Here is a 22404-nt window from a genome sequence, read left to right as displayed (position 1 = left end):
GTGTAAAACATAATTCTGTCTTTGTTTGAGTTCTCGTTTTCAGTAATATATTTTTTAATCCTCAATGAAATTATTCCGATAATGAAAGTGTTCAATAAGAAAGGAATACTAAACCCTATCCACATTCCAGATTGACCTTCAGCATAACATCTTAGATTCATTAAAGTAAATACTAGAAGTAAGATTTGTTGCGTTAAGTTGTTGAATTGACCTTTCATTTTTGTAATTACCTACAACGGGTTAGCTATGAATAGTAGCGGATTTGGAACCACAAACTTTTCAGAATAGATAAACCTTTATTTTTTAAATATATTTTTCAATTTAGTACCTAAACCGCTATTATTTATAGCTGTTGTTGTAACCAGTGATTTCTTTTCTTTAATTCTTTCCAATCGTTTTAATTGTTCAGTTTTAGCTTTAACTAAGCCCACAGTTTTGTGTCGATTAAATTGATGTTCAGTAATATTTGATAATTCCAAAGCTGAAACAGCAAATTCAGAGGCTTCGTCTTTTCTGTCCATTTTATAACACAGATTAGCCATCAGATCAGCATAATAGAATTTGTCACTATTCATCATTAAACGACCTTCTGTTTTTTCAAATTTCTCAGTTGCAATGACATATGCTTCTTTATACTTCTCAGTCTGTTCTGATTCAACAATTGTTTGGCATAATTTCAAATCAGCTAACCCAGTTGTTCCGCTTCTTGTTTCAGAGTAATAGTATTCGGTTACAATTCTGAAATATTTTTCAGAATTTTCAAATGATTCGTTTTTCAAGTAAAAATCGCCTAACTGTTCATTTCCGTGTATTGTGCTGAATTTTTCTTCAGGGTAATCGTTGATAACTCTTTCCATATATTCTATTCCCTTTTCTTGAAGAATTTTTATGTCAGAGTCCAATAAATAACTAGCTTGGATTCTCAAATATTGAGCTTTGTGGTAATTTCCACGAGAACGTTTTAAACGAGCTTCAAATTCAGATTCAATTTGATCGTTCCATTTTGTATTTCTATACCAATCTTCTTTACTCATTTTTTGTTTTCGCTCATTGGTTACAACGGTTTAGTATAACGTTAGTTTGGGGTTTTAGAAAGGTAAAACATCGAACCAACGACAATTTTTTTTAAAGATAGTGATTTCAATTAAAAGACAATTCCCCAAATTAACGTTATACAGTGTTAGCTTTTCGTGATTTTCAGGCCGTAATTTTTCAGTTTTACGAGTATTCAATTCACGTAGTTGCTTTTCAATCAGCGTTGTCACTGTTTCAAATTCATGTAGTTACTTTTTATTCAGCGTTGCTACTGTTTCCAGTTTATAGAGACTCACTTTCAGGCATTAAAACTTGTTAATTGTTAGAATCAGTACTAATACGATGTTTTATTATATACATAAAAAAGATATTTAAAACACCTAAAACCCACCAAACAGGCCATTTAAAAATTGTATAGAAAAGATTAAAAGAATCTACGATTTCATATTTTCGAATAACATTATTTGTTTCGATTTCAGTAGAAATTATAGGTATAATTATTATAAACAATAAGAATAATATTCTTATTATATTTTTTTCCTTAAGAAGTCTTTTTTTTAATGTTACCCATAATAGAATGTTGAGAATTAATAAGATTAATATATCACTATAATTTAATAAAGTAAAAGGAGTTTCAGGTTCTAGAAATACATTTTTCATACTTAATAAATGTAAAGTTAAATATTGTTACACGTGGTAAATCAACCATGAAAGCTAACGGGTTTAATAAGCTAAGTTTTGGGTTGATAGAACAGAGGTCTGTCAGCCAAAAAAAAGCGTGTTTAAAAGTACAGAACTTTAAGTTTACAACAAAGCCCAAAATTTAGCTTATTGATCTTAAGTTTATAAAGTTGTAGTTTAAAAGAAATTAATCAGAAAGAATAAAAGCGTAGAATAAGGTTCACTTATTGGGAAAAGCTTAAGACTTAGTCAACAATGATAATCCCTACGCTTTTCTACTTTAATTTCGATCAGTTCTATGAGAGTTAGGATCTCGTTTTTAAGTCGATGAAAGTCCAGTAGATTATTCTTTCCAAAAAATCAGTTCTTATGACTAAAAATAAACAATATTTTGGTATTGACATTAGTAAAGATGTCTTTGATGTGTATGACTCTAAAGGAGTATATCACCAATTTGAAAACAAGGCATCTGGTTTTAGAAAATTCATTAAACTATTGTCTTCTGATAGTCATTGTGTTATGGAGGCTACAGGCTATTACCATTCTAGGTTAGCTTACTATTTACTAGAGAAAGAAATCTCTGTTTCAGTAGAGAATCCATTAAAGATAAAGCGTTTTATTCAAATGGGTTTGAGTAAAATAAAAACAGATAAAAGTGATGCTAAGCTGATTTATGAATACGGAGTAAGTCAATCACCATGTTTATGGAAAGGTTCTTCTCAACATCAGCAAGAGTGCTTGCAAATAGTTAGCTTAATGAGTGTTTACACAAAACAAAGCACTCAGTTAAAAAATAAAATACATGGGGAAGAGGTTTTAGGAATTCCCAGTAAGGTGGTTTTAAAGTCTTTAAAAGAGCAATTGAAAAGTTTACAAAAGGAACTGTTAAAATTAGAGTTAGCCTTAGAAGAAATGGTAAAGGAGGAACATGAATATAAAGTTACTTTGTTAAAAAGTATTCCAGGGATTGGCGAAAAGACAGCATTAATGATGTTGGTGTTTACAGATGGTTTTAATCGTTTTGAGAGTTCTAAAGAACTATGTTCATATGCTGGTTTAACACCAATTATTCGAGAGTCTGGTTCTAGTATCAAGGGTAGACCAAGGATAAGTAAAATGGGTAATGGTAGGTTAAGAAACTTATTGTTTATGTGTAGTTTTAATGCTTGTAAGTATAATAAATCCTGTAAGGAATTATACGATAGAATTGTGGCTAAAGGTAAGAGTAAAAAACTAGCTTTAATAGCTGTTTGTAATAAGCTCTTAAAACAGGCTTTTGCAATAGTAAAAAGTGGCAGACCCTACGACAATGAATACAGAAGTATTTTGGTGAAAAATTAAGTGTATTTTACTTGTTTTTTACCTCAGTTCTTTGTTAGCTAAAGTTTTATATTCAACGACAACTTCATTTTGAGCCTTTTCTTTTATGAAAACTCTTGCTTTTTTATCATATTCAACAACTAATGTTTCATTATCAGACCAGTCTATATTTATGTTTATTATATTTTCTTCAGTAATTTCTGCTTTACCATGATCAGAGTCTGCTGAAAAGAAAGGATTATATTTTTCATTAATGTTTTCATTTATATTCAAAACGTGTAATTGAGTAGACAAACCAGAAGTTGCTCCACAATTTTTCTCAAGAATAATAGCTTTTTTCAATTTATTCGGGGAAACTTTAATTTCAACAATTGATTGCTCACACATATTTTCAGAGCTAAACAACGATGCAATTACAATTAAGAAAATAAACATTCCAATAATGGAAATAATAAAAACTCCTAGTAAGACTTTCGATAGTATTTTCTTTTTCACTTTTTTTGTTTGCAAAAGTTAATCATTTGACTTCAAATTCAACTTTTTTATTGAAAATTGAATTCAGTATTTTTAGTTCTTTTTTCCAATTTCTGATATGATCCTCTTTCGAGTAAAAAGTTGTATAATTTAGACTCCTTGTAGGACCACAAGAGCTATAATTTAATATTTCTGTATTTTCATTTTTACCATAGAAACCATAAAAAATCCACTTACCAGTTCTTTTGGGATGTGGTCTTCCAGAGCAGGTGTTAAGATAGGATCCTTCTAGTATTTCTCCTTTTTTCAATCCTCCTTTAAAGCTCTCAATTACTTTTAATTTATAACTTTTTTCATTTGAGGATATTAATTCTCCAATTATAATGATTTTGTTATTGATTATACTCTCTTTTATTCCTTCTTCACTCCATTCAGCCCACAGTATTTTTTCGCATTCGCAAGCATAGGAATTGAACACAAAAATCAAAAAGAATATTTGCAACAACTTTTTCATAATTTTAGCTAACGAGTTTGTATAGGCTGGATTTTTGGTAAAAGGACAGAGCCCTCTCGGTTATAGCCTATTTTTTTTATAAAAGTAGTGAACTAAAAATTAGTAACAAAGCCAAAAATCGAGCCTATGCAGTGTTGTCTTTTGGTTTTTCGCTGCTACTGTTTTTTAAGTATCTACTGAATCATTTATGGAGTTACGTTTAATTTTCAACATTGCCGCTGTTCTTTCAAGTACGTAGCCACTAAAAGATTCACGTTGTTACTTTTAATTTAGCGTTGCTACTATTTTTCAAACAAGACTACTTTTACAGTTTTCAACGGTTTCAAAATTTTCTGAGCCTAAAACCTTTTGAATCAAAGCTACACATTCATTCACGGAGTTACTTTCAATTATTCAGGGTACAGAGCCTTTTTATATGCGTTTCTACTGTTTCAATTCAGCAGAGTTACGATACAGATTAACGAGTTAAACAACTAAAGAAAATTGGAGTTAAAATGTTAGTTTGAATTTTCGATTCAAACTTGAAGACAACGGGTTTGTGTATGATTAGTGGCGTGTTTAAGCACCTAATTTAGCAAATATAAACCGAATAGAAAATCCGCAAGGATTTTCGTAAGTAGGCGAGAACTAGCCATTAATTATACACGTTGTTGTGTATTCGTTTTTTTATTCCAATTCGGTTTTAAAATCTCCTTTTATTTCAATTTCTCCGCTACAATCCGATTCGCAAATTCCTTTAAAATAAAATGTTCCAAAAATCATTTCTCCTTTTTGTTTTGGAATTAATTTTATACACAATTCTTGTTCAAGCGTTTTTATTTTCGGGTCAATTTGTGGTCCAGACATCCAATACTTAAAATTCGATTTGAATTGATTGTCGACTATTTTTATTATCAAATTTTGACTATACGCTGGATTAGTTTCAAATATTTTCAATTCAAGAGTGTCAGAGTCAATTCGTTTTAATTCCGCAAACCTCATAAGTCTTAAACTATCGCCATTTACAATTGCATTAGACTTAATTATATATTGAGTTGAATCAGCAACATTGTCATATCCGGATTCCGTTTTCAAGGTCAAAGGATTGAGTATAAATTCAGTTGAATCAAACAGATTTCTATTCAATTCTTTGTCAATAGTTATTTTTTCAAATTCCGTTTTGTTTTTTTTAATTCCACATGAAACTAAAATTGTACAAAGTGTTATTATCAGCAGTTTTTTCAATTCAGGGTTCGATTTTTAAATGACACACAACGGGTTTAATAAGCTGGATTTTTGGTAGACTAGCAGCGAAGCTATCGGCCGTGACCAACTTAGTTTAAAAGTAGTAAACTAAATGCTAGAAACAAAGCCAAAAATCGAGCTTATTGGTTGTTGGCAACAGCTTTTATTCTATGATTAATCACAGATATGAATTGTCTAAATTCACTATTAAATTTTGGAGAAACTTTGTATTCCCAAATTCCATTTCGTTTGTTTATAATTTTCAATTTTATAGGGTCATCTTTAGAATAAATCATACCCGGGATTGAAGAAATAATATAGAGTTTATACCACCACTTTTCTTTAATGTTTTCGATTACTATTTTTTTCAATTCATAATATTTAAATTTCCTCGAAAGAGAGTAATCAATTGCTCTTATTTCAAAGTATTCCTCATAAACTTTCAATGAAGGATATCCTTTTACTTCAAAAATTTCAACATTTAGAAGTTTTGTTTTCTTTAGTAGTTTTTCAGATAAACTTTCAAATACTTTTCTTAAATTACTATAACCAGTGTAATTAAATATTTCAAGTAAGTAACAAATACTTTCACTCTTCCACGAGTTACTTTTTTCTTGATTATAAGTTTCTAATAATTTTTCAAGGTTTTGCTTAGTGGTTTCAGCTCCGATTTCCTGTTCTAAGATTTCAATGAATTCATTTAAACTCTCAATTTCATAATCCCAGTCTTGTTCAGCGCTTAAAATCCTTTCAGAAATAGATTTGTCAAATTTGTTATCAATTAAGTTTCGATCTACGAGTTCAAAGATTTCTTCAATTTTCATTAGCTGTTTTCTTTTCGTAGTTTTTGAGAGAGTAGTTGTTGCCAACGGTCTTGTATATGAAAAGTAGCGGATTTTATACACTAACTTTTCGGATTATAACAGACCTTTAATTTATTCATTTTCTTTCGATTAAGCGACTAAACCGCTATTTTTTATATACGTTGTGCCTGTTGCACAAGATTTTAATTTGTAAAGTTAAATATGAAGTTTTATCTTTATATATGCAAGGCCATAAGACATATCAAGAAAAACTATTTCAACAATTTCAGTTGAGTAGTCGGGTTCCACCAGAGAACTTTTACAGACGTTTAAAAGAAGCTTTAGAGCTTAACTTTCTATATTCTATAACTCTTCCTTATTACGGAACCAGTGGTCAAAAAAGTGTAGATCCTGTTGTTTTTTTTAAACTTTGTTTGATAGGGTATTTAGAGAATCTTAACAGCGATCGTAAGTTAATCAACCATTGTAGCATGCGTTTGGATCTGTTGTATTTTTTAGGATACGATATAGACGAGGAACTTCCTTGGCATAGTACTATAAGTAGAACCCGTCAGCTGTTACCAGCATCCGTTTTTGAAACCTTTTTCACCCGTGTATTTAAGTTGTGTGTAGATACAGGTATGGTTAGCGGTCATACTCAAACAATAGATTCTGCTCCAGTAAAGGCGAATGCTTCTATGGATAGTTTGGAGTTGAAAGTTCCAGCAGAAGAATTGGATTCCTATTTACGAGAGGTAAGACATATTAGCAAACGAGACAAAGAAAAGCCTCTGCGTAAATCCAAAGAAAATAGGGCAAGTAAAAGAGAACAAACTATAATAGCTAGCGACCAAGAACTACAAGCAATCTCAAGTAGAACAAAAAATTGGTCCAGCAATCAAGACCAACGTCCAGGAGCAGGGAATAAAGGCTCTCGTTATACGAGTAATAAGACTCATTATAGTCCCACAGATCCCGATGCACGTATCAGTGTAAAACCAGGCAAGGCAAGAAAGTTAAATTACCTATCACAATTAACTGTAGACACAGATCATCATGTGATAAGCGATATTCAAGCTTATCATGCCGATGGCAAAGACAATCAACAATTGGAAGACATTGTAAACAGAGTCCAAAAACGCTTATGGAAGGTAGGGTTGTTATGGGAGAATTGTGTAGCAGATACAGGTTATAGTAGTGGCGAAAATTATGCCTTTTTAGAGCGTAGGAACCTAAAAAGTTTTATCCCACCACATGGAACTTACAAAGGAGGCCCTTCAGGATTTACCTACGATAAAGAAAATGACCGTTATCTCTGTCCTCAAGGAAAAATGATTCCTTATAAGAAAACGTTTGTTGAAAAGAAAAACCATACAAAAAAGAAATCTTATCGAGCTTCCAAAAAGATATGTATTGATTGTCCAATAAAGGAAAGCTGCTTAGGAAAGGCGAAAGAGAAGAGTTTTTCGGTTACTTATTACCGAGAGGAATATGAGAGGAACAATACTCGAGTTAATAGTTCACAAGGGAGGTATATGAAAGCTAAGAGACAGAGTACAGTAGAACCCGTTTTTGGCACCTTGACACAATTTTTAGGCATGCAAAAAGTAAACACCAAAGGATTAGAACAAGCCAACAAGTGTATGCACATGGCTGCTATTGCTTATAATGTAAAGAAATACCTAAAATTTATAGAAAAAAGAGCCCAAAGTAAAGCCAAAGCCTTGGCAGCTTCTTTTTTTACATTTATGTTGTCTCCAAACTTGTTTTTAGTTTGTCTAAAGCCTTGTAGAAATTAGTTTTTAGCAACTAGTTAAAAAACACAAAGCCCTTAAAAGGGCTCTATAGTGTAGTTGTTTTCTTGTTTTTTGGGACTTGTGCAACGGTTACCGTTGTTGTACACTGGCTTTTCTTCCGCAAACTTGCTAGCGTTGGCGTGAAAGCTCTTTTAAATTTGTGAGGCACGAGCAAACTTTAAATGTGCTTGCACTTGCGTTGGCTATTTATTCACATTTCAAATCCACCACTAATAATAAATTCTTGAATCAAATCATGAATCTTAATATTTATTCTGAAAGCAGGAATTGTTTTTCCTTCTAACTCTTCAAAATACGCTTTTGCCTTACTCTTATCAACGGTACTTTTTAAATCATCAAAACGACCATATTCATTAATGTTTTTATCCGTAATACCTGAGTCCATCATATTGCGAAGTTTTGATTCTTCTAAGCCTAATATTTGTGAAATTTTATATATCTGGTCGTTTTTCGCATTGAATATGTATTCTGTGATATACTCTCTAAAGGTTTTACCACTTTCAATATTTACAACACCACTTTGAACATCATGTATAAAAATGTTAGCGTATTTCTGTTCTTCTTGTGTTAGTGTAGCAAATGACTTATGTAATTCGTCTAAAGTATGTTGTAGTTGCTCACTATCAACGTCATCACCTTTAAGTTCTTTAAGGTATTTTTCAAAGCGAGAGTTCATATAGTCTGCATCAATCTTGTCAGTATCAATCTCTGTTAAATGACCTTCAATTTCGAAAGGAACTTCACTTGTTCCAGTTCCTCCGCCATCACCACTAAATAGTTCTCTATATCGAAGAGCTAAAATCAAGTATGTATTTTCGTCAAAGTTCATTTCAACCTCTGTCTTACCTTTTCCTTTACCAAATACGTATTTTAATTTATTCCAATTAAAACCTTGAATTTTTGCCGCCTCTAAAAAGTCATTTAAATCTTTAAAGAGTGATGCAAACCTTCCTCGTTCAGGAATACCTTCTGGTAATCTTTCAAAATTTTCAATACCTGCGTTATTAAACAATTGAGAAATTTCATTAAAGACAAAATTTATTGAATTTAAATTCTGTTCTAAACGATTTACAAACAAGTCTACTGGTTTGTCTCCTGAATATAATTCTATAGCTCTGTTGATATGTTGTTCCATAGTATGTGGAAACCTATAATAACGTATTGTCCCAAATGGTTTGTCTGGACCAAATAGTCGATTTGTTCTAGAAAATGCTTGAATGATATTTTCGTATTTAATCACTTTGTCCAAGTACAGTGTGTTTACCCATTTAGAATCAAAACCTGTTAGCATTTGGTCTACCACAATAAGTAAATCAAGTTGCTTTTCTGGTGTAGTTTCGATTCTTACATATGGTGCTTTGTGGGCTAATCTTGTAGCAATGTCTTTTTTAAACTTTGCGTGTGTTGCAAGTGTATAATCTTGCTCATACCTTTCATTATAATCTTCTAGTATTTCAACCAAGCCATCTTCTTTATATGCTGCGTTGCCTATATTATCAATATTTGAATCAAATAATGCAGTTATTTTTAATTCTGGTTTTACTGTTTTTATTAATCTATAATATTCAATAGCTTCATTGATGCTACTTGTTGCAAAAATGGCGTGGAATTTATGATTCTGACTTAAGACTATCCAATTGTCCAATATATCTTCAACTACTTTTTCTTGATGTGTGGCAATCTCATATTGAGACTTTGGCACGAAATCTTCGATACCACGAACATAATTCCCAGAAGGCTCATAATTACCTGCCATTCTTACATCATTCATGTATCTATTGAAAATTTCTCTCTTTTCAGGGTCAGATAGCGCTTCTGCTTCGTCAACAGCTCTAGATTTCTCTAGAGCAATTACTCGCCTTAAATCTCTGTTTTTATAGGTTAGTATTTTATATGGGTCAAATCCTAGTACATTTTCATCTCTTATACCATCTGCAATACTATATCTATGCAATTCATCACCAAAAACTGTTGAAGTCGTATTCATTTTCTTTTGGTTTTCATCAAGAATTGGTGTTCCTGTAAATCCAAAGAAAATAGCTGATGAAAAGGTGTTTTTAATATCAATAAGCATATCTCCAAAAGTGGAACGATGTGCTTCATCTACAATAAATACTGTTCTTTTCCCATTCATTATTTCGATGTCTCTAGCGTTTAAACCATCATCTTCATCTTTGATATTGCTCATCTTCTGTATAGAAGTTACAATTAAGGTGTTTTTAGGGTCATCACTTTTTAGTTTTGTAACCAAAACACCTGTGTTTTCTGTTGCTTGTACATCTTCATTTGCTTCTGAAAAACCTCGGTATTCTTTTAAAGATTGTGTACCCAATTCTATTCTATCCATTAAAAAGATAACCTTATCTGCATCTTGTGAGTTGGCAATGAGTTGAGCCGATTTAAAACTGGTCATGGTTTTACCAGAACCTGTAGTATGCCAAATATAACCACCTAGTGCATGTTTACTTTTCCAATCTGTTTTGGCTACTTTATCTGATATGGCATTTGCTGCATAATACTGATAGCTACGCATTACTTTTAAAATTCCATCATTAGTATCTGGTACAGTATAGAAACCAATTAATTGATGTGCCATTGGAATAGAGAGAAAAGAAGAAGCGATATCGTTCCAATCATTTTTAGGCTCATTATTAAAGTCTGCCCAATGGAAATAAAAGTCTTTGTTGAATTTTCCCTCTGGTCCAGGATTGGCAAAATAAACAGTTTCTTTAGGCTCCATTGCTACAAAAACCTGAACTAAAGAAAACAAACCTGAAAAGATGCCTGAACGAGAATAGTTTTCTATTTGATGGTAGGCTTGACTAACAGATACACCACTTCTTTTTAACTCAATATGAATTAGTGGCATACCATTAATTAACAACATTAAATCACCACGTCTGTCATTTAGTATTTTAGATTTACTTTTAAATTGTGGTTGTTGTACAATTTGATACCTACTTTGTCCTGCTGCTATTTCGTGTCTATCATATATTTTGAGACTAACTTCTTTACCAAAATGAAGCTTATCATCTTCATTATCTCGTTTTATAGAAACTGTTTTACCATTGATAAACCCATTTAATTTTAGAGGTGTTCTTAAACTAGTAATTTGCTCTAGTATTTGTTGCATTTCACCATTTGTTAATGGTGTGTCATTTAAGCGATCTATACCTCTGTTGTTGTCAAAAAGAATGTTTGCCCAGTTATTTAGCAAATCTTCTTCTGTTGGGTTTTTTATCACCTCATTTTCCCAACCTTTTTTACTAAGAGCAAGTATTAAGGCTTCTTCAAATTCAGATTCTTTGGTAAATGTCATTTTCTTTATTTTTCTATAGCTACTAGTTTAATCTTGTGGTACAAGCATTTTTGTAAAACAGGCTTTTTTGATATGTTGCAATTTTTCTAATTCAACTTCATGGAGATGAATTAAACTATTAATCTGCTTAAAAATCTCTCCTATTTTTTGTTGCTCATTTTTCGATTTTGGATAAGGTATGTTGACTTTTTCTATTTCATTTTTATTGATTTTTTTCGGAAAAGCAATATGCAAAGTTCTATGCCACAAGTCCTTTTGAACAACCACAGAAGAAATACATTCTTTTAAATAGTATGAGTCAAGTTTTTTTTGTTTTAAAAGAGCAAGGCTTACATAATACGCTCTTGGCTCATTGGTCTCAACAACATTGGTTGTTCCAATATCTCCTATTCTAGTCATCAGAACATCTCCTTTTTGAGGATAAATTTTAAATTCATCTTCAAAAGCTTTTTTAGAAATAAATTTTTTCGAATTTAAGGTCTTAATATTCTCAACAGAAAGAAACATTATTCCTTTATCTGTATATTTTGGAGTTTGATGAGTTCCATCATATACATCAGATAATTTTTCAAGTGTATCTTGCACCCACTTTTCTTTGTAGTCCTTAAAACGAATTTCTGGAATGGCAGCACCATTTTTAGGAAACATTTTTTCAAGCATTGCATTTTTGATGCTTATTAATTTATCGTGTTTTTTTTGATGCTTATTAATTAAATCCTCAATATCATCGAATAGTCTTCCTATTTTTTTTTGTTCATCAAGTGAATTAGATACAGCTACTTTTAACGATAAAAGATTTTCAGGACTAACAGATTGTCGTTTTACGACTGTTCCTTCTTCATACTGTAAAGCTCTTAATTTAAACTTTTCGCTCTTGACAATTAATTCTATAAATGAAGGTTCTTCTTCGGTAGTGAAGGTTACATAAATAGGTGATATAACACCTCTTCCGTGTTTATTTCTATCTATTGCTCCATATTTTAGATTGGAAGGGTTGTAAACAATATCATTAAGTTCTGTCAGCTTGTAAACCTTGTTTTCTTGGTCTAAAGTTAAATGGTCTCTGTTGTTAGATTTTCTTTCACTTCTATCTATAACACCTTGTCCTGAAGCGAAAGCTAAAATCGGTGCATCTTTAGATATTTTCTGCATTGTTTTACGTTCATCAAGAAATTCTCCTAATTCTAGGTGTTTCCAATCTTCAGTAAAACCTTTAAAACGAACTTCTGGATTTTTATTTTTCTTAGCCATACTAGTCTTCGCTATTTAATAAAATCTTCAATTCGTTTAATCCTTTCATATCAAATTCATTTCCTTCAAGGTCATCAATTAATTTAGACAAAGAATTTTCTGCTTTATTAATTTCTTTAGCAACATCTGAGTAAGTTATACTGTATTTTTCAGAAAGTGCTACCACTTTGGTTGTTAACGTATCAATAATTGTTTTTGGTAAATTGTTTAAAGACTTTACAATTGGGTGTACCCATTTTACTTCTAGTAACTCATACACTTGCTCATCAGAAAGTTTTTCAATAGTCACTTTTGTTTGTAAGTGTAGTTTTGCTTTTTCTTCCTTAGCTAATTTTTTCACTTCTTTTTCTTCTGCTAGAAGTTTTCCTGTTTTAACAATTTTACTTTCAAATGAATCTTCTGGAAACGTAAATGTAGATTGTAATGTGAATAGATATTTGTTGACATTGCCTTTACCATAAGTACCATCTTTATTAGCTACTATTTTAGACCATTGCACTTGTTTATGGTTGTTTATAAAATCAACTTTCTCAGGCTTCTTTGCTTTGTTATCTAATAAGTCCAAATAGCTTTTTAAGATGTTTATTTCTTCAGATTCTACATCAGCAAAAATGTCTTTAAGCGCTATACCAACTTCTTTAGTTACAAAAGCATCATTGTTATCATTCAAAACAGGACTGTCTTTTTCTTCTTCAGAAAAAGAATCAATGATTTCCTCATATTCAGAAGTAATTTCTAACAAGCGATTTTCTTTCTTTTGTAGGCTTAGTAGTTCTTCTTTTAAATAGACTTCTTGAACCAATTCAAAAGGCATAATTCTACCTTTCCAACCATCTTGAACTTCTACATCTTTTCCATCTTTCTTTTTAAGCACCATATTTGGGTCTACTATTTTAGTAGCCTCAAAACTTTCAGTTTGTATAATTTCTAAATCTACTTTTATAGCTTCCCATTCATTATCCAGCAATTGATACGCTTCATATTTATCTATTAAGTCTATAGTTTCAAGCCTTTTAAAAATATCATTACTCAATACTTCTTTTTCTCTCGGAACATTAACATTTTGCATATTGGTTAACAATTCCTGCTTTAAGAAAGCATCTAAATCTTTAAATGAATTATCAAACTTATTTTTAAAGTCTTTAACGCTAGCTTGTTCTTTAATAGCAGTATTAATGTCTTCAACTTTTAATTCTGAATTAACTTCTGAAGTTTTATTAAACAAAGCTTCTCGTAAATTAGGAAAGGCTTGCCAGTATTTTTCAAGCTCGTCTATTTCTTTTGCAGGAATACCTCCAAACATAGAAGCATAAATATCCCAACTTTCTGGATTTTCTGAAGAATCTACATATCTTGGAATATTAAGGTTGTATTCATTTTTTCTGATGGTATCTCGCTCAACTACTTTAGAAAATTTTGGTGTAGTTTGTCTATCACGAATTACATCAGCAATTTTCTTAATATCTGAAGCTCTTAACTTATTGTTTTTACCTTCTTTTACAAAACCTTTTGATGCATCAATAATTAAGACATCAGTATTTTTACGTTTTTGTTTTAAAACAATGACTACAGTAGGAATACCTGTCCCAAAGAAAATACTTGGTGGTAAACCGATGATGGCATCAATATGATTGGATTCTATTAATTTTTCTCGAATTGTACCTTCTTCACCACCTCTAAACAAAACACCATGAGGTAATACAATGGTCATAATACCATCTGGTTTAATGTGGAATAAATCATGTAAAAGGAAAGCAAAGTCTGCTTTTGATTTTGGTGCCAATCCAAATCTTGAATATCTTGGGTCTGAATCTTTATTTGCAGGGTCCCATTTTTGCGAATATGGTGGATTTGAAACTACTGCATCTACATAAAGCGTATTGTAAGTATGTACAGTATCATTTTCATCAAAATAAGGCCAATCATCTTCAAGAGTGTCACCATTACGAGTTACAATGTTATTTGGTAAAATATCGCGCATTACCAAGTTCATTCTAGTAAGGTTATAGGTGTTCTTTTTTAATTCTTGTGCGTAGTATTTAATGTTATTTCTGTCATCTATATGTTTTGCTACACTATTACCAATATTAATAAGTAAAGAGCCAGAACCACTACAAGAATCATAAATTTGAATTTCTTTTCTGTCTTTTAAATGATTGGAAACAATTTCAGATAATAGTACTGAAACTTCGTGAGGTGTATAGAATTCTCCTGCCTTTTTTCCTGCATTAGCAGCAAACTTTTCAATAAGATATTCGTAGATAAAACCAAGTACATCATAGCCTTGCTTGCTATCCATTGGAATATCTTTAATCAAGTGCAACAAGTCACTGATTGCTTTAGTTTGTTTAGCTGCACTTTCTCCAAGCTTACTTAGACCAGTTTGTAACGTATCAAAAATTCCATCAAATAGTTTTTTGTGAGCAGGACTAATTAAGCGACTAAATGCCGACAACGCTGTTCTTACATTATCTACACTAAAGTCTTTACCCAAATCAATCCAAGTGGTAAACAAATCATCATAAGCAATAAAATAGCCTATATTTTTTTTGATGTAATTAACAGTTTCAACATCTTCTTCTGAAAGCGCTTTTATATCTTCTTCAGCAAAGTCATTTTTCTTACAGAATTGTATTTCTTTATCTGATAGGTATTTGTAAAAAATGAAGCCTAATATGTAATCTTTATATTCATTAGCCTCAATTTTAGAACGCATTTGATTTGCTGATTCCCAAATTTTAGCTGCTAGTTGTTGTTTGTTCATGTTTATTCCTTATTTGAAACAATTAATTCTTTAATATCTACGTCAAGGATTTCAGCGATTTTATATAAATCTTCTAAACTTGGTTGTCTTTTATTTTGAGAATAAGAGTGCACCATATTGTAACTCTTTTCTAATTTTTCAGCTAACCAGATTTGTTTTATTCCTTTTTGTTCTAAAACCTCTTTTATTCGGTTCATTTTGATTTTTTTTAATTCAGGTTACTAATCTAAATAAGATTTCCCACACACTCACTAAATGAGTATAAAAAGTATCATTTAATAGTAATGAGCGTAGGGGAAAGGCAAGCTCTTTTTATTTTGTGAGGCACGAGCAAAATGAAATGTGCTTGACTGTGCTGTTGGCTTTTCAGAGCTTGTGTACAACGGGTTTAATAAGCTAAGTTTTGGGTTTATAGAACAGTGGTCTATCAGCCAAGACAAAGCTTGTTTAAAAGTACAGAACTTTATGCCAAGAACAAAGCCCAAAATTTAGCTTATTGAGTGTTGTACATTGTTTTAATCTTCGTAATCATAAAATTCATTTTTTATTGCTAGTACACAAAGTAAAATCATCATTTCAATTTTATTTTCAGAGTTCTCAAATTTAGTTTCATAACCATTTTTCATAAAAGGTTTTTTATAAACAAAACCAATAATCCTTTCATTATCATAAATTTTCATTTGAGATGTGTTTTCAATAACGGTAAAATTCTCAAAGCAATATTTTTTAGAGAATTTCATTATTTCTAGAGGAGAGTTTAAAAAATATTTCCACTTTCGGAGTTTGTTTTCGATGTGAATTGTGAACTCAAAATGAGATATAGAATCTGTTTCTAATATTAATTTTTCATGATTAGTAATTTCGAGAGTAAAATGGTGTTTTTGGTTGTGTTTTTTTAAACGAGCTACTTCTTTATTCGATTGAATAACAGAGGCGTATTTGAACTTGTTAAATAATAAAGCATATCTTGCCTTATGAATATTTAATTCAAGTTTTAAGTTTTCCATAAACTCAATCTTTTGTGTATGGGTTTGTTTTTAATATATCTTGATGTTCAGATATTATTTTTTCACCCCATTCCTCTTTCAAACGATTCATTAGTTCAAATTGCTTTTCAAAAATTTGTTTTCTAAAATCTTCGCTTTGATTTCTGTTTTTAAGCTCAAAATCACAAGCCATACTAAAAGTTATTCCTGAAAAGATTAAATAGAGTAGTTCATTTTCGTCCTCAAAAACTTTTCTTTCATATTCATTTCCTCTTTCAGAAACAACAAAATGATAGTTACCAGAATTATCAACTTCAATATTTGGTGTAGCATCTCCTATGGGGGAGCCTAAAGTTGGAAATAAGTTACTTGGTGCATTAATTTTTTCGGCTATTAAAACTATTTCCTTTCTAAGATTTTGAAGTTTCATCTAATAATGTACAACGAGTTTGTATAGGCTGGATTTTTGGTAAAAGGACAGAGCCCTCTCGGTTATAGCCTTTTTTTTATAAAAGTAGTGAACTAAAAATTAGTAACAAAGCCAAAAATAGAGCCTATGCAGTGTTGTCTTTTGGTTTTTCGCTGCTACTGTTTTTTAAGTATCTACTGAATCATTTATGGAGTTACGTTTAATTTTCAACATTGCCGCTGTTTTTTCAAGTACGTAGCCACTAAAAGATTCACGTTGTTACTTTTAATTCAGCGTTGCTACGATTTTTCAAACAAGGCTACTTTTACAGTTTTCAACGGTTTCAAAATTTTCTGAGCCTAAAACCTTTTGAATCAAAGCTACAGATTCATTCACGGAGCTACTTTTAATTATTCAGAGTACAGAGCCTTTTCATGTGCGTTTCTACTGTTTCAATTCAACAGAGTTACGATACAGATTAACGAGTTAAACGACTAAAGAAAATTGGAGTTAAAATGTTAGTTGGAATCTTCAATCAAACTTGAAGACAACGGGTTATATGTTAAACAAAACTCACCTTATACTCCAAAAACTAGGAGTATAAGAGAAGTTTTTAACTTGTCTTATACAACCAAATTTAACCTATTTTTTTTTGATTATTTAATTGTGCAACAATTAAATCTAGAGGGTTTTTAATTTTTTGGAGAGCTTCGCTTTGCACATGGGTGTATATCATAGTAGTTTTTGGGTTACTGTGCCCTAAAAACTGTTGTATGTATCTTATATCTGTACCACTCTCTAAAAGGTGTGTCCCATAACTATGTCGTAACGTGTGGGGTGTAACATGTTTCTGAATATTTGCTGCTATACAAGACTTTTTTAAGAAATGTCTTACAGAAGAGCTTTTATATTGTTTGTGTTCATAATGATTTTCAATCAAATATTTTTTAGGGCTATAGGTAGTTATATAATTATGTAGCATAGGTAAAATACTATTTGCTAATGGTACATATCTATCTTTTCTCCCTTTAGCCATTTCAATTCTTATTAATTTTCTGTCAAAATCAATATCTTTTAGTTGTAGAGATAACAATTCGCCTATACGTAAGCCAGATGAATACAGTAAGGTAATACACAATCTATGCTTTAGGTTTTTGGTAACTTGAATCAAACGGATAATTTCTTCTTTAGACAACACATTTGGTAATTTGGTGTCTTTTTTTGGTGCATCAATATTAAAATCTAAAAGAAAACCTGCTTTTGTAAAAGTTAGGTAATGATTCATAGCACTAATAAACTGCCTATGTGTGCTTATAGCTATCTTTTTGGGAACATATACCTTTTCTACAAATAGTTCAATAGAGCGTTTTACTTTAATTTCAATTTCTCTATTAAAAACTAAAAAATCTGCAATTAAATAAGTGTATGTATCTAAAGTGCTTTTACTGTATCGTTTACCTCTTAAGTAGCTGTAAAATTCATTCAGAATACGTTTTTGAGAATCGTTAAGTTGAGATTTAGTGCTTTTTAATGGGGAGCTTGTTCGCTTTGATTGTTTCTGATGGTTTTTTAGTTGCTCATAGTTAATATGAGCATAGTTTTTCATTTTCTGAAAGAAAGTATGTAATACAAAATCATCCAAAGGAATATACCAACACTTTAATGTTTTACTCCAACGAGTATTCATAATTCTAATTTGTTTAAGTAATATAGCATCGTATGGAAATATGATACAAACAATTTCTTGGTCTTTATGAATAGTTCTTTTTAATGTAATATTCTTTTTCATCCCTATTAAAATACAAAAAGGAAGTGTGAAATAGAAAAAATAGATGTTTAATTTGTTTGTATTGAGTGTTTTGTGGGGCTTAGTGTCAGATAAAATTAGAAACTTCATGTTTGTTTGTAATTCTGTTTTTTCACCAAATTGTTTATGTACGTAGCTAATTCTGCAGAACAGCTACACAAATTAACGACTTCCCCTTTTTTTAAATATGAGAAATCATGTTTTAAAAAAGTTATAAATAGGCTTTTTAAAAAAACAACAGTATAAAAAAGAAGTATCAACAGTGTAAAAAAGTATTGAGCACAGTATAAAAAACAATTAAGAAGCGTGTAAAAAAGTAAAACGTTGGGCACCATTTTACAAAATGGTGCCCAACATTTTAACAAACGTTGGGCACCAAATTTTTAGAGGTTCAGTTGTTTTACAAAACAAAAAAGTAAAAATAAGTTTATCTCTTAGTAGTGTATGTGTAGTTTTTTAACGACTTTTTTAAACGAATGTCGGGCCTAAAACAAAGCTTACTACTAGTAACAGATTTAGCGGTAATAGCTTCGGGACTATCGGCTGCCTTAGAACTTACAGAGACCTGAAAAGAACCTAAGCGATCTAATTTTACAATCTGTCCCATACGTAACTGATCTTCCATGCTTTCTACCAATGCGTACAAAACTGCATAACAGTCTGCTTCCGTAACAGTGCTTTTTCTAGATACAATTGTAGACAAACGCTCTAAATCTACAGTTCCTTTAGAAACAACACGTGCATAGTATTTGTTAGGAGCATTTATATCTCTGGGGTCTACCTTTTGTGTAGGTTTTATCTTAATCATAATAATGCATTTTTTGTTTTTCTTTTAAATATACAAAAATAAATGTATAAAAAAGTGTGCTTAAACTCCTTTTAATCTGTTGTTTACTAAAGAGGAGGAAAAGAAAAAAAAGATGAATACCTACAGAGAGTTTACATGGAGTTTGGGTTTAAGCCAAAAAAAAAACACCTTACAATAGCGTACTGTAAGGTGTTTATGGGTACAAGTTAAAAAAATACTTAATCCCAGTACTCTTCTATAACTTTGCTAATAGCTTCGTATTTAGAATCATCTTCTTTCACTTCGGATCTTAACTTTTTTAATCTATCTTTTAAATCTTTTACAATGTCTTTGTATGCTGCTTGTCCATACACATTGTTCATTTCCTTAGGGTCTTTTTGTAAATCGTACAGTTCCCAAGCCGGAGGTGTATTAAAGTAAGACATAGATGCTGGGTTGTGTGCCCATTCTTGTGCTTCGGTATTTCTGGTGGTGTTGTAATCTCTACCATAAAAGAAAATTAACTTATAGTCTTTAGTTCTAATACCAAAATGCGCAGGGTTGTTGTGCTTGTGTGCCATGTGCATCCAGTAACGATAGTACGTTTCTTTTTTCCATCCTTCCGGTTCAACTCCTGTTTCTAGAATGTTGTAAAAACTACTTCCTTGCATGTACTCAGGTGTAGTTCCTCCACCCATGTTAATAATAGTTGGGGCAAAATCTGTATTGTTTACCATTGCGTCTACAGTGCTACCCGCTTTAATTTTCTTTGGGTAACGAACCATAAAAGGCATACGCATAGACTCTTCGTACATCCAACGCTTGTCTATATAATCGTGCTCTCCTAACATAAATCCTTGGTCACCCGTGTAAATAATAATGGTATTGTCCATTAAGTTTTCTTTTTCCAAGTAGTCAAACAAACGTTTTACATTGTCGTCTACCCCTTTTACACAGCGTAAATATCTTTTTAAATATTCTTGATAAGCCAACCTTTTGTATTCAGGATCTGGAATACTCGGGTCAATCTCCATATGCATTCCCATATTTCTGATGACATTTCTATGTCCTATAGAAGAACCAATGGTGTCTAGAAGCGAATCATTAAAACCTCTAGTTCCTACAGATCCATTGTTTTTATTATCCCATAAACTGGCAGGTTCAGGAATGGTAACATCGGCTAAATAGTCTTCGTATCTAGGTGCATACTCAAAAAAGTCGTGTGGAGCTTTAAAGTGATGCATTAAAAAGAAGGGTTTGTTTTTATCTCTTTTGTTGGCCAACCAGTCTAATGAGATGTCTGTAATTACATCCGATGAGTGTCCTTGGTACTTGGTAGCATTTACTTCTCTTACCAAATCTTCTTCAAAACGGAATTCCATTTTAGTTCCTCCTTCTTTGGTATATAACGTAGGGTTAAAATAATCTCCCTGTCCTGGCAATACATTGTAGTAATCAAAAGCTTCTGGAGCGTGCTTTAGGTGCCATTTACCAATCATAGCGGTATTGTAACCTAGTTTACCCATTTCTAAAGCGAGGTATTGTTTTTCTTTTTGCAAACGTCCACTTAAATCTACCACACCGTTTACTTGTCCGTATTGTCCAGTAAGAATGCTTGCTCTAGATGGTGTACAAATAGCGTTGGTACAGAATACGTTTTGTAATAAAACCCCTTCTTTGGCTATTCTATCAATAGTTGGTGTTGGGTTTAAGGTGGCCAACCTGCTTCCATAAGCCCCAATTCCTTGGGTGGTATGGTCGTCAGACATAATGTAGATAATATTAGGTTGCTTTGTACTTACATGTTCTTTTTTACAAGCAGTGGTTAAAGTTAATAGAAAAATAAGGCTAAGCCCCATCAATTTATTCATAGTGAGTAGTTTTTTGTTAGCTGCTCTAAAATAGAGAATAAATAAAGATAGCAGGGTATAAAAAGAATCAGATATGGTTAGTTCAGTTTAAATCAAGACTATTTCCTTTTTACTATTACTTAAGTAAAGTGGTTAATCTTCGTTTTGCACTCCTTTATCTTCTTTGGTAAGGATAAATTCATCTTTATAGTCTACCGGTGGAGGTGGTGGAGGTGGGATTACGTAGGGAAAATGAGAAACACAAACTAGGTAATGGAATTGTTTGTTTAATTGTTCTTTTTCTTTATGTGTACACGCTGTTATTGATTTGTTATAAGTTTCTAGCGCAAAATCATTGTAAAAATTATGAATTCCTTCTCGTACATCCAGAAAAAGCTTTTTCATACTTTCGGGTTTCCATTCGTTTGTCCAGTTGATAAAGAATAAAGCACGTTTTCCATCCTCATTAAAATGATCGCGGCACTTATTGGTTACGGTTTTTATTCCCGAAGTTTCGGGATCGTCTTCAGGGGTGATGCGTTCGTGGTCTATTAAAATTTCATCTAGTTCATTCAGATAAATTTCAATTCCATCTTTATTACAGGTTCCAAAAAGATTACAATAGTTCGTTTTTATCAAATAAATAGGGAGTGTGTATTCTTTGTTTTGATGCTCAATAATACCATTAAAATAAGGGTCTTTACATAAATCTATTCCGTGTTTATTTTCAATAGATTGTTCTAATAAAGAGTCTTTCAAGGTAAAATCTAGCCTTACTTTAGGGAGATTCGCATCAATACTATAGATAGTTTGTGCAGTGTCTAGAGTATACTCGTTCTTTCTTTCGCAAGAGCTTAGAATGGCAAAGAAGGTTGTTAGGACTATAAGCTTGTTTAACATTGTACAGAGCAGTTTCTTATCTAGTAACAAGAATTGTACCCTAAGATCTATATTATTCACATACAAATAAATTCAGCTTTTTAAAATTACTCAAACTCTAGCAACTCAATTCTATTGTCCCAATAATCATAAAAAGAAAAACGATTCAATCCAGGGATTTGAATGTCTTCTTTAATACGAATTCCCTTTGATATAAGATATTGTTTTACAGCTTCTATGTTTTCAACCTCAAAAGCTGGGTGTCTTTTGGATGGAGGTGGTAAGTTCTCTGTACCTATGTGTAAAACCACATTGGCTATTTTACACCAAAAACCACCATTATGTCTTACTTCTTTAGGCTTTTCTATTTCTTCTAACCCAAGTAGATTACAGTAAAAGTCTCTTCCTTTTTCTTCTTCTCCAATAGGAATACACAATTGCACATGGTTTAGTTTGGTAAAGTTTATTTTCATAAGAGATTGTT

General features: G+C 31.5%; 18 protein-coding genes. 2 read left to right on the top strand and 16 right to left on the bottom strand.

Annotated elements, in window-relative coordinates; all coding sequences use genetic code 11:
* Positions 1 to 296: 296 nt before the first annotated feature.
* Positions 297 to 1034, bottom strand: a complete 738-nt coding sequence (locus ACXHHC_RS05840) for a hypothetical protein (RefSeq protein WP_458228709.1) — start codon at positions 1032 to 1034, stop codon at positions 297 to 299.
* A 1051-nt stretch (positions 1035 to 2085) separates the two neighbouring features.
* Here ACXHHC_RS05840 and ACXHHC_RS05835 point away from each other — a divergent pair.
* A complete protein-coding gene (locus ACXHHC_RS05835) occupies positions 2086 to 3057 on the top strand; it encodes an IS110 family RNA-guided transposase (protein ID WP_458228708.1) in 972 nt (323 codons plus the stop codon).
* 18 nt (positions 3058 to 3075) lie between these two features.
* On the opposite strand, the gene ACXHHC_RS05830 is transcribed toward ACXHHC_RS05835, so the two are convergent.
* From ACXHHC_RS05830 to ACXHHC_RS05815, 4 genes are all read right to left on the bottom strand, one after another.
* Complete coding sequence (locus tag ACXHHC_RS05830) at positions 3076 to 3531, bottom strand: DUF5412 family protein (protein WP_458228707.1); 456 nt, start codon at positions 3529 to 3531, stop codon at positions 3076 to 3078.
* A gap of 22 nt (positions 3532 to 3553) precedes the next feature.
* Entirely contained in the window at positions 3554 to 4024 is a 471-nt protein-coding gene (locus ACXHHC_RS05825; protein WP_458228706.1) for a hypothetical protein, read from the bottom strand.
* A gap of 666 nt (positions 4025 to 4690) precedes the next feature.
* Positions 4691 to 5248: a hypothetical protein gene (locus ACXHHC_RS05820; protein ID WP_458228705.1), complete on the bottom strand. Its 558-nt coding sequence runs from the start codon at positions 5246 to 5248 to the stop codon at positions 4691 to 4693.
* A gap of 140 nt (positions 5249 to 5388) precedes the next feature.
* Entirely contained in the window at positions 5389 to 6072 is a 684-nt protein-coding gene (locus tag ACXHHC_RS05815) for a hypothetical protein (RefSeq protein WP_458228704.1), read from the bottom strand.
* Between the two features lie 221 nt (positions 6073 to 6293).
* Between ACXHHC_RS05815 and ACXHHC_RS05810 the strand changes: the two genes are divergently transcribed.
* Positions 6294 to 7850, top strand: a complete 1557-nt coding sequence (locus ACXHHC_RS05810; protein WP_458228703.1) for an IS1182 family transposase — start codon at positions 6294 to 6296, stop codon at positions 7848 to 7850.
* Positions 7851 to 8058: 208 nt separating this feature from the next.
* On the opposite strand, the gene ACXHHC_RS05805 is transcribed toward ACXHHC_RS05810, so the two are convergent.
* The 11 genes from ACXHHC_RS05805 to ACXHHC_RS05755 form a co-directional block, all read right to left on the bottom strand.
* Complete coding sequence (locus ACXHHC_RS05805) at positions 8059 to 11187, bottom strand: type I restriction endonuclease subunit R, EcoR124 family (RefSeq protein WP_458228702.1); 3129 nt, start codon at positions 11185 to 11187, stop codon at positions 8059 to 8061.
* 27 nt (positions 11188 to 11214) lie between these two features.
* Complete coding sequence (locus ACXHHC_RS05800) at positions 11215 to 12438, bottom strand: restriction endonuclease subunit S (protein ID WP_458228701.1); 1224 nt, start codon at positions 12436 to 12438, stop codon at positions 11215 to 11217.
* A gap of 1 nt (position 12439) precedes the next feature.
* Positions 12440 to 15202 (bottom strand): type I restriction-modification system subunit M, encoded by a 2763-nt coding sequence (locus ACXHHC_RS05795; RefSeq protein WP_458228700.1) that lies wholly within the window; start codon positions 15200 to 15202, stop codon positions 12440 to 12442.
* Between the two features lie 2 nt (positions 15203 to 15204).
* On the bottom strand, positions 15205 to 15399 hold the full coding sequence (locus ACXHHC_RS05790; RefSeq protein ID WP_458228699.1) for a helix-turn-helix domain-containing protein: 195 nt from the start codon (positions 15397 to 15399) through the stop codon (positions 15205 to 15207).
* Positions 15400 to 15717: 318 nt separating this feature from the next.
* On the bottom strand, positions 15718 to 16209 hold the full coding sequence (locus tag ACXHHC_RS05785) for a hypothetical protein (protein WP_458228698.1): 492 nt from the start codon (positions 16207 to 16209) through the stop codon (positions 15718 to 15720).
* A 4-nt stretch (positions 16210 to 16213) separates the two neighbouring features.
* On the bottom strand, positions 16214 to 16618 hold the full coding sequence (locus ACXHHC_RS05780) for an Imm63 family immunity protein (protein WP_458228697.1): 405 nt from the start codon (positions 16616 to 16618) through the stop codon (positions 16214 to 16216).
* A gap of 616 nt (positions 16619 to 17234) precedes the next feature.
* On the bottom strand, positions 17235 to 18386 hold the full coding sequence (locus tag ACXHHC_RS05775) for a tyrosine-type recombinase/integrase (RefSeq protein WP_458228696.1): 1152 nt from the start codon (positions 18384 to 18386) through the stop codon (positions 17235 to 17237).
* A gap of 445 nt (positions 18387 to 18831) precedes the next feature.
* Positions 18832 to 19212, bottom strand: coding sequence for an HU family DNA-binding protein (locus ACXHHC_RS05770; RefSeq protein ID WP_458228695.1), 381 nt, complete (start codon positions 19210 to 19212; stop codon positions 18832 to 18834).
* A 218-nt stretch (positions 19213 to 19430) separates the two neighbouring features.
* The gene (locus tag ACXHHC_RS05765; RefSeq protein WP_458228694.1) at positions 19431 to 21062 is read right to left on the bottom strand and encodes a sulfatase family protein; all 1632 of its coding nucleotides are present in this window, start codon (positions 21060 to 21062) and stop codon (positions 19431 to 19433) included.
* Positions 21063 to 21194: 132 nt separating this feature from the next.
* On the bottom strand, positions 21195 to 21941 hold the full coding sequence (locus ACXHHC_RS05760) for a hypothetical protein (protein ID WP_458228693.1): 747 nt from the start codon (positions 21939 to 21941) through the stop codon (positions 21195 to 21197).
* An 86-nt stretch (positions 21942 to 22027) separates the two neighbouring features.
* Positions 22028 to 22393, bottom strand: coding sequence for a VOC family protein (locus ACXHHC_RS05755; protein ID WP_458228692.1), 366 nt, complete (start codon positions 22391 to 22393; stop codon positions 22028 to 22030).
* Between the last annotated feature and the right edge of the window lie 11 nt (positions 22394 to 22404).

Source organism: Wenyingzhuangia sp. IMCC45574 (assembly GCF_054182685.1).
Note: the sequence above shows the minus strand (reverse complement) of the source record. Positions and strands in the feature narration are given on the sequence as shown.

What these genes read in the sequence shown, in the direction of transcription:
- ACXHHC_RS05840 (WP_458228709.1), bottom strand. Translation starts at nt 1,034, where the DNA reads ATGAGTAAAGAAGATTGGTATAGAAATACAAAATGGAACGATCAAATT.
- ACXHHC_RS05835 (WP_458228708.1), top strand. Translation starts at nt 2,086, where the DNA reads ATGACTAAAAATAAACAATATTTTGGTATTGACATTAGTAAAGATGTC.
- ACXHHC_RS05825 (WP_458228706.1), bottom strand. Translation starts at nt 4,024, where the DNA reads ATGAAAAAGTTGTTGCAAATATTCTTTTTGATTTTTGTGTTCAATTCC.
- ACXHHC_RS05815 (WP_458228704.1), bottom strand. Translation starts at nt 6,072, where the DNA reads ATGAAAATTGAAGAAATCTTTGAACTCGTAGATCGAAACTTAATTGAT.
- ACXHHC_RS05810 (WP_458228703.1), top strand. Translation starts at nt 6,294, where the DNA reads ATGCAAGGCCATAAGACATATCAAGAAAAACTATTTCAACAATTTCAG.
- ACXHHC_RS05805 (WP_458228702.1), bottom strand. Translation starts at nt 11,187, where the DNA reads ATGACATTTACCAAAGAATCTGAATTTGAAGAAGCCTTAATACTTGCT.
- ACXHHC_RS05800 (WP_458228701.1), bottom strand. Translation starts at nt 12,438, where the DNA reads ATGGCTAAGAAAAATAAAAATCCAGAAGTTCGTTTTAAAGGTTTTACT.
- ACXHHC_RS05795 (WP_458228700.1), bottom strand. Translation starts at nt 15,202, where the DNA reads ATGAACAAACAACAACTAGCAGCTAAAATTTGGGAATCAGCAAATCAA.
- ACXHHC_RS05790 (WP_458228699.1), bottom strand. Translation starts at nt 15,399, where the DNA reads ATGAACCGAATAAAAGAGGTTTTAGAACAAAAAGGAATAAAACAAATC.
- ACXHHC_RS05785 (WP_458228698.1), bottom strand. Translation starts at nt 16,209, where the DNA reads ATGGAAAACTTAAAACTTGAATTAAATATTCATAAGGCAAGATATGCT.
- ACXHHC_RS05780 (WP_458228697.1), bottom strand. Translation starts at nt 16,618, where the DNA reads ATGAAACTTCAAAATCTTAGAAAGGAAATAGTTTTAATAGCCGAAAAA.
- ACXHHC_RS05775 (WP_458228696.1), bottom strand. Translation starts at nt 18,386, where the DNA reads ATGAAAAAGAATATTACATTAAAAAGAACTATTCATAAAGACCAAGAA.
- ACXHHC_RS05770 (WP_458228695.1), bottom strand. Translation starts at nt 19,212, where the DNA reads ATGATTAAGATAAAACCTACACAAAAGGTAGACCCCAGAGATATAAAT.
- ACXHHC_RS05765 (WP_458228694.1), bottom strand. Translation starts at nt 21,062, where the DNA reads ATGAATAAATTGATGGGGCTTAGCCTTATTTTTCTATTAACTTTAACC.
- ACXHHC_RS05760 (WP_458228693.1), bottom strand. Translation starts at nt 21,941, where the DNA reads ATGTTAAACAAGCTTATAGTCCTAACAACCTTCTTTGCCATTCTAAGC.
- ACXHHC_RS05755 (WP_458228692.1), bottom strand. Translation starts at nt 22,393, where the DNA reads ATGAAAATAAACTTTACCAAACTAAACCATGTGCAATTGTGTATTCCT.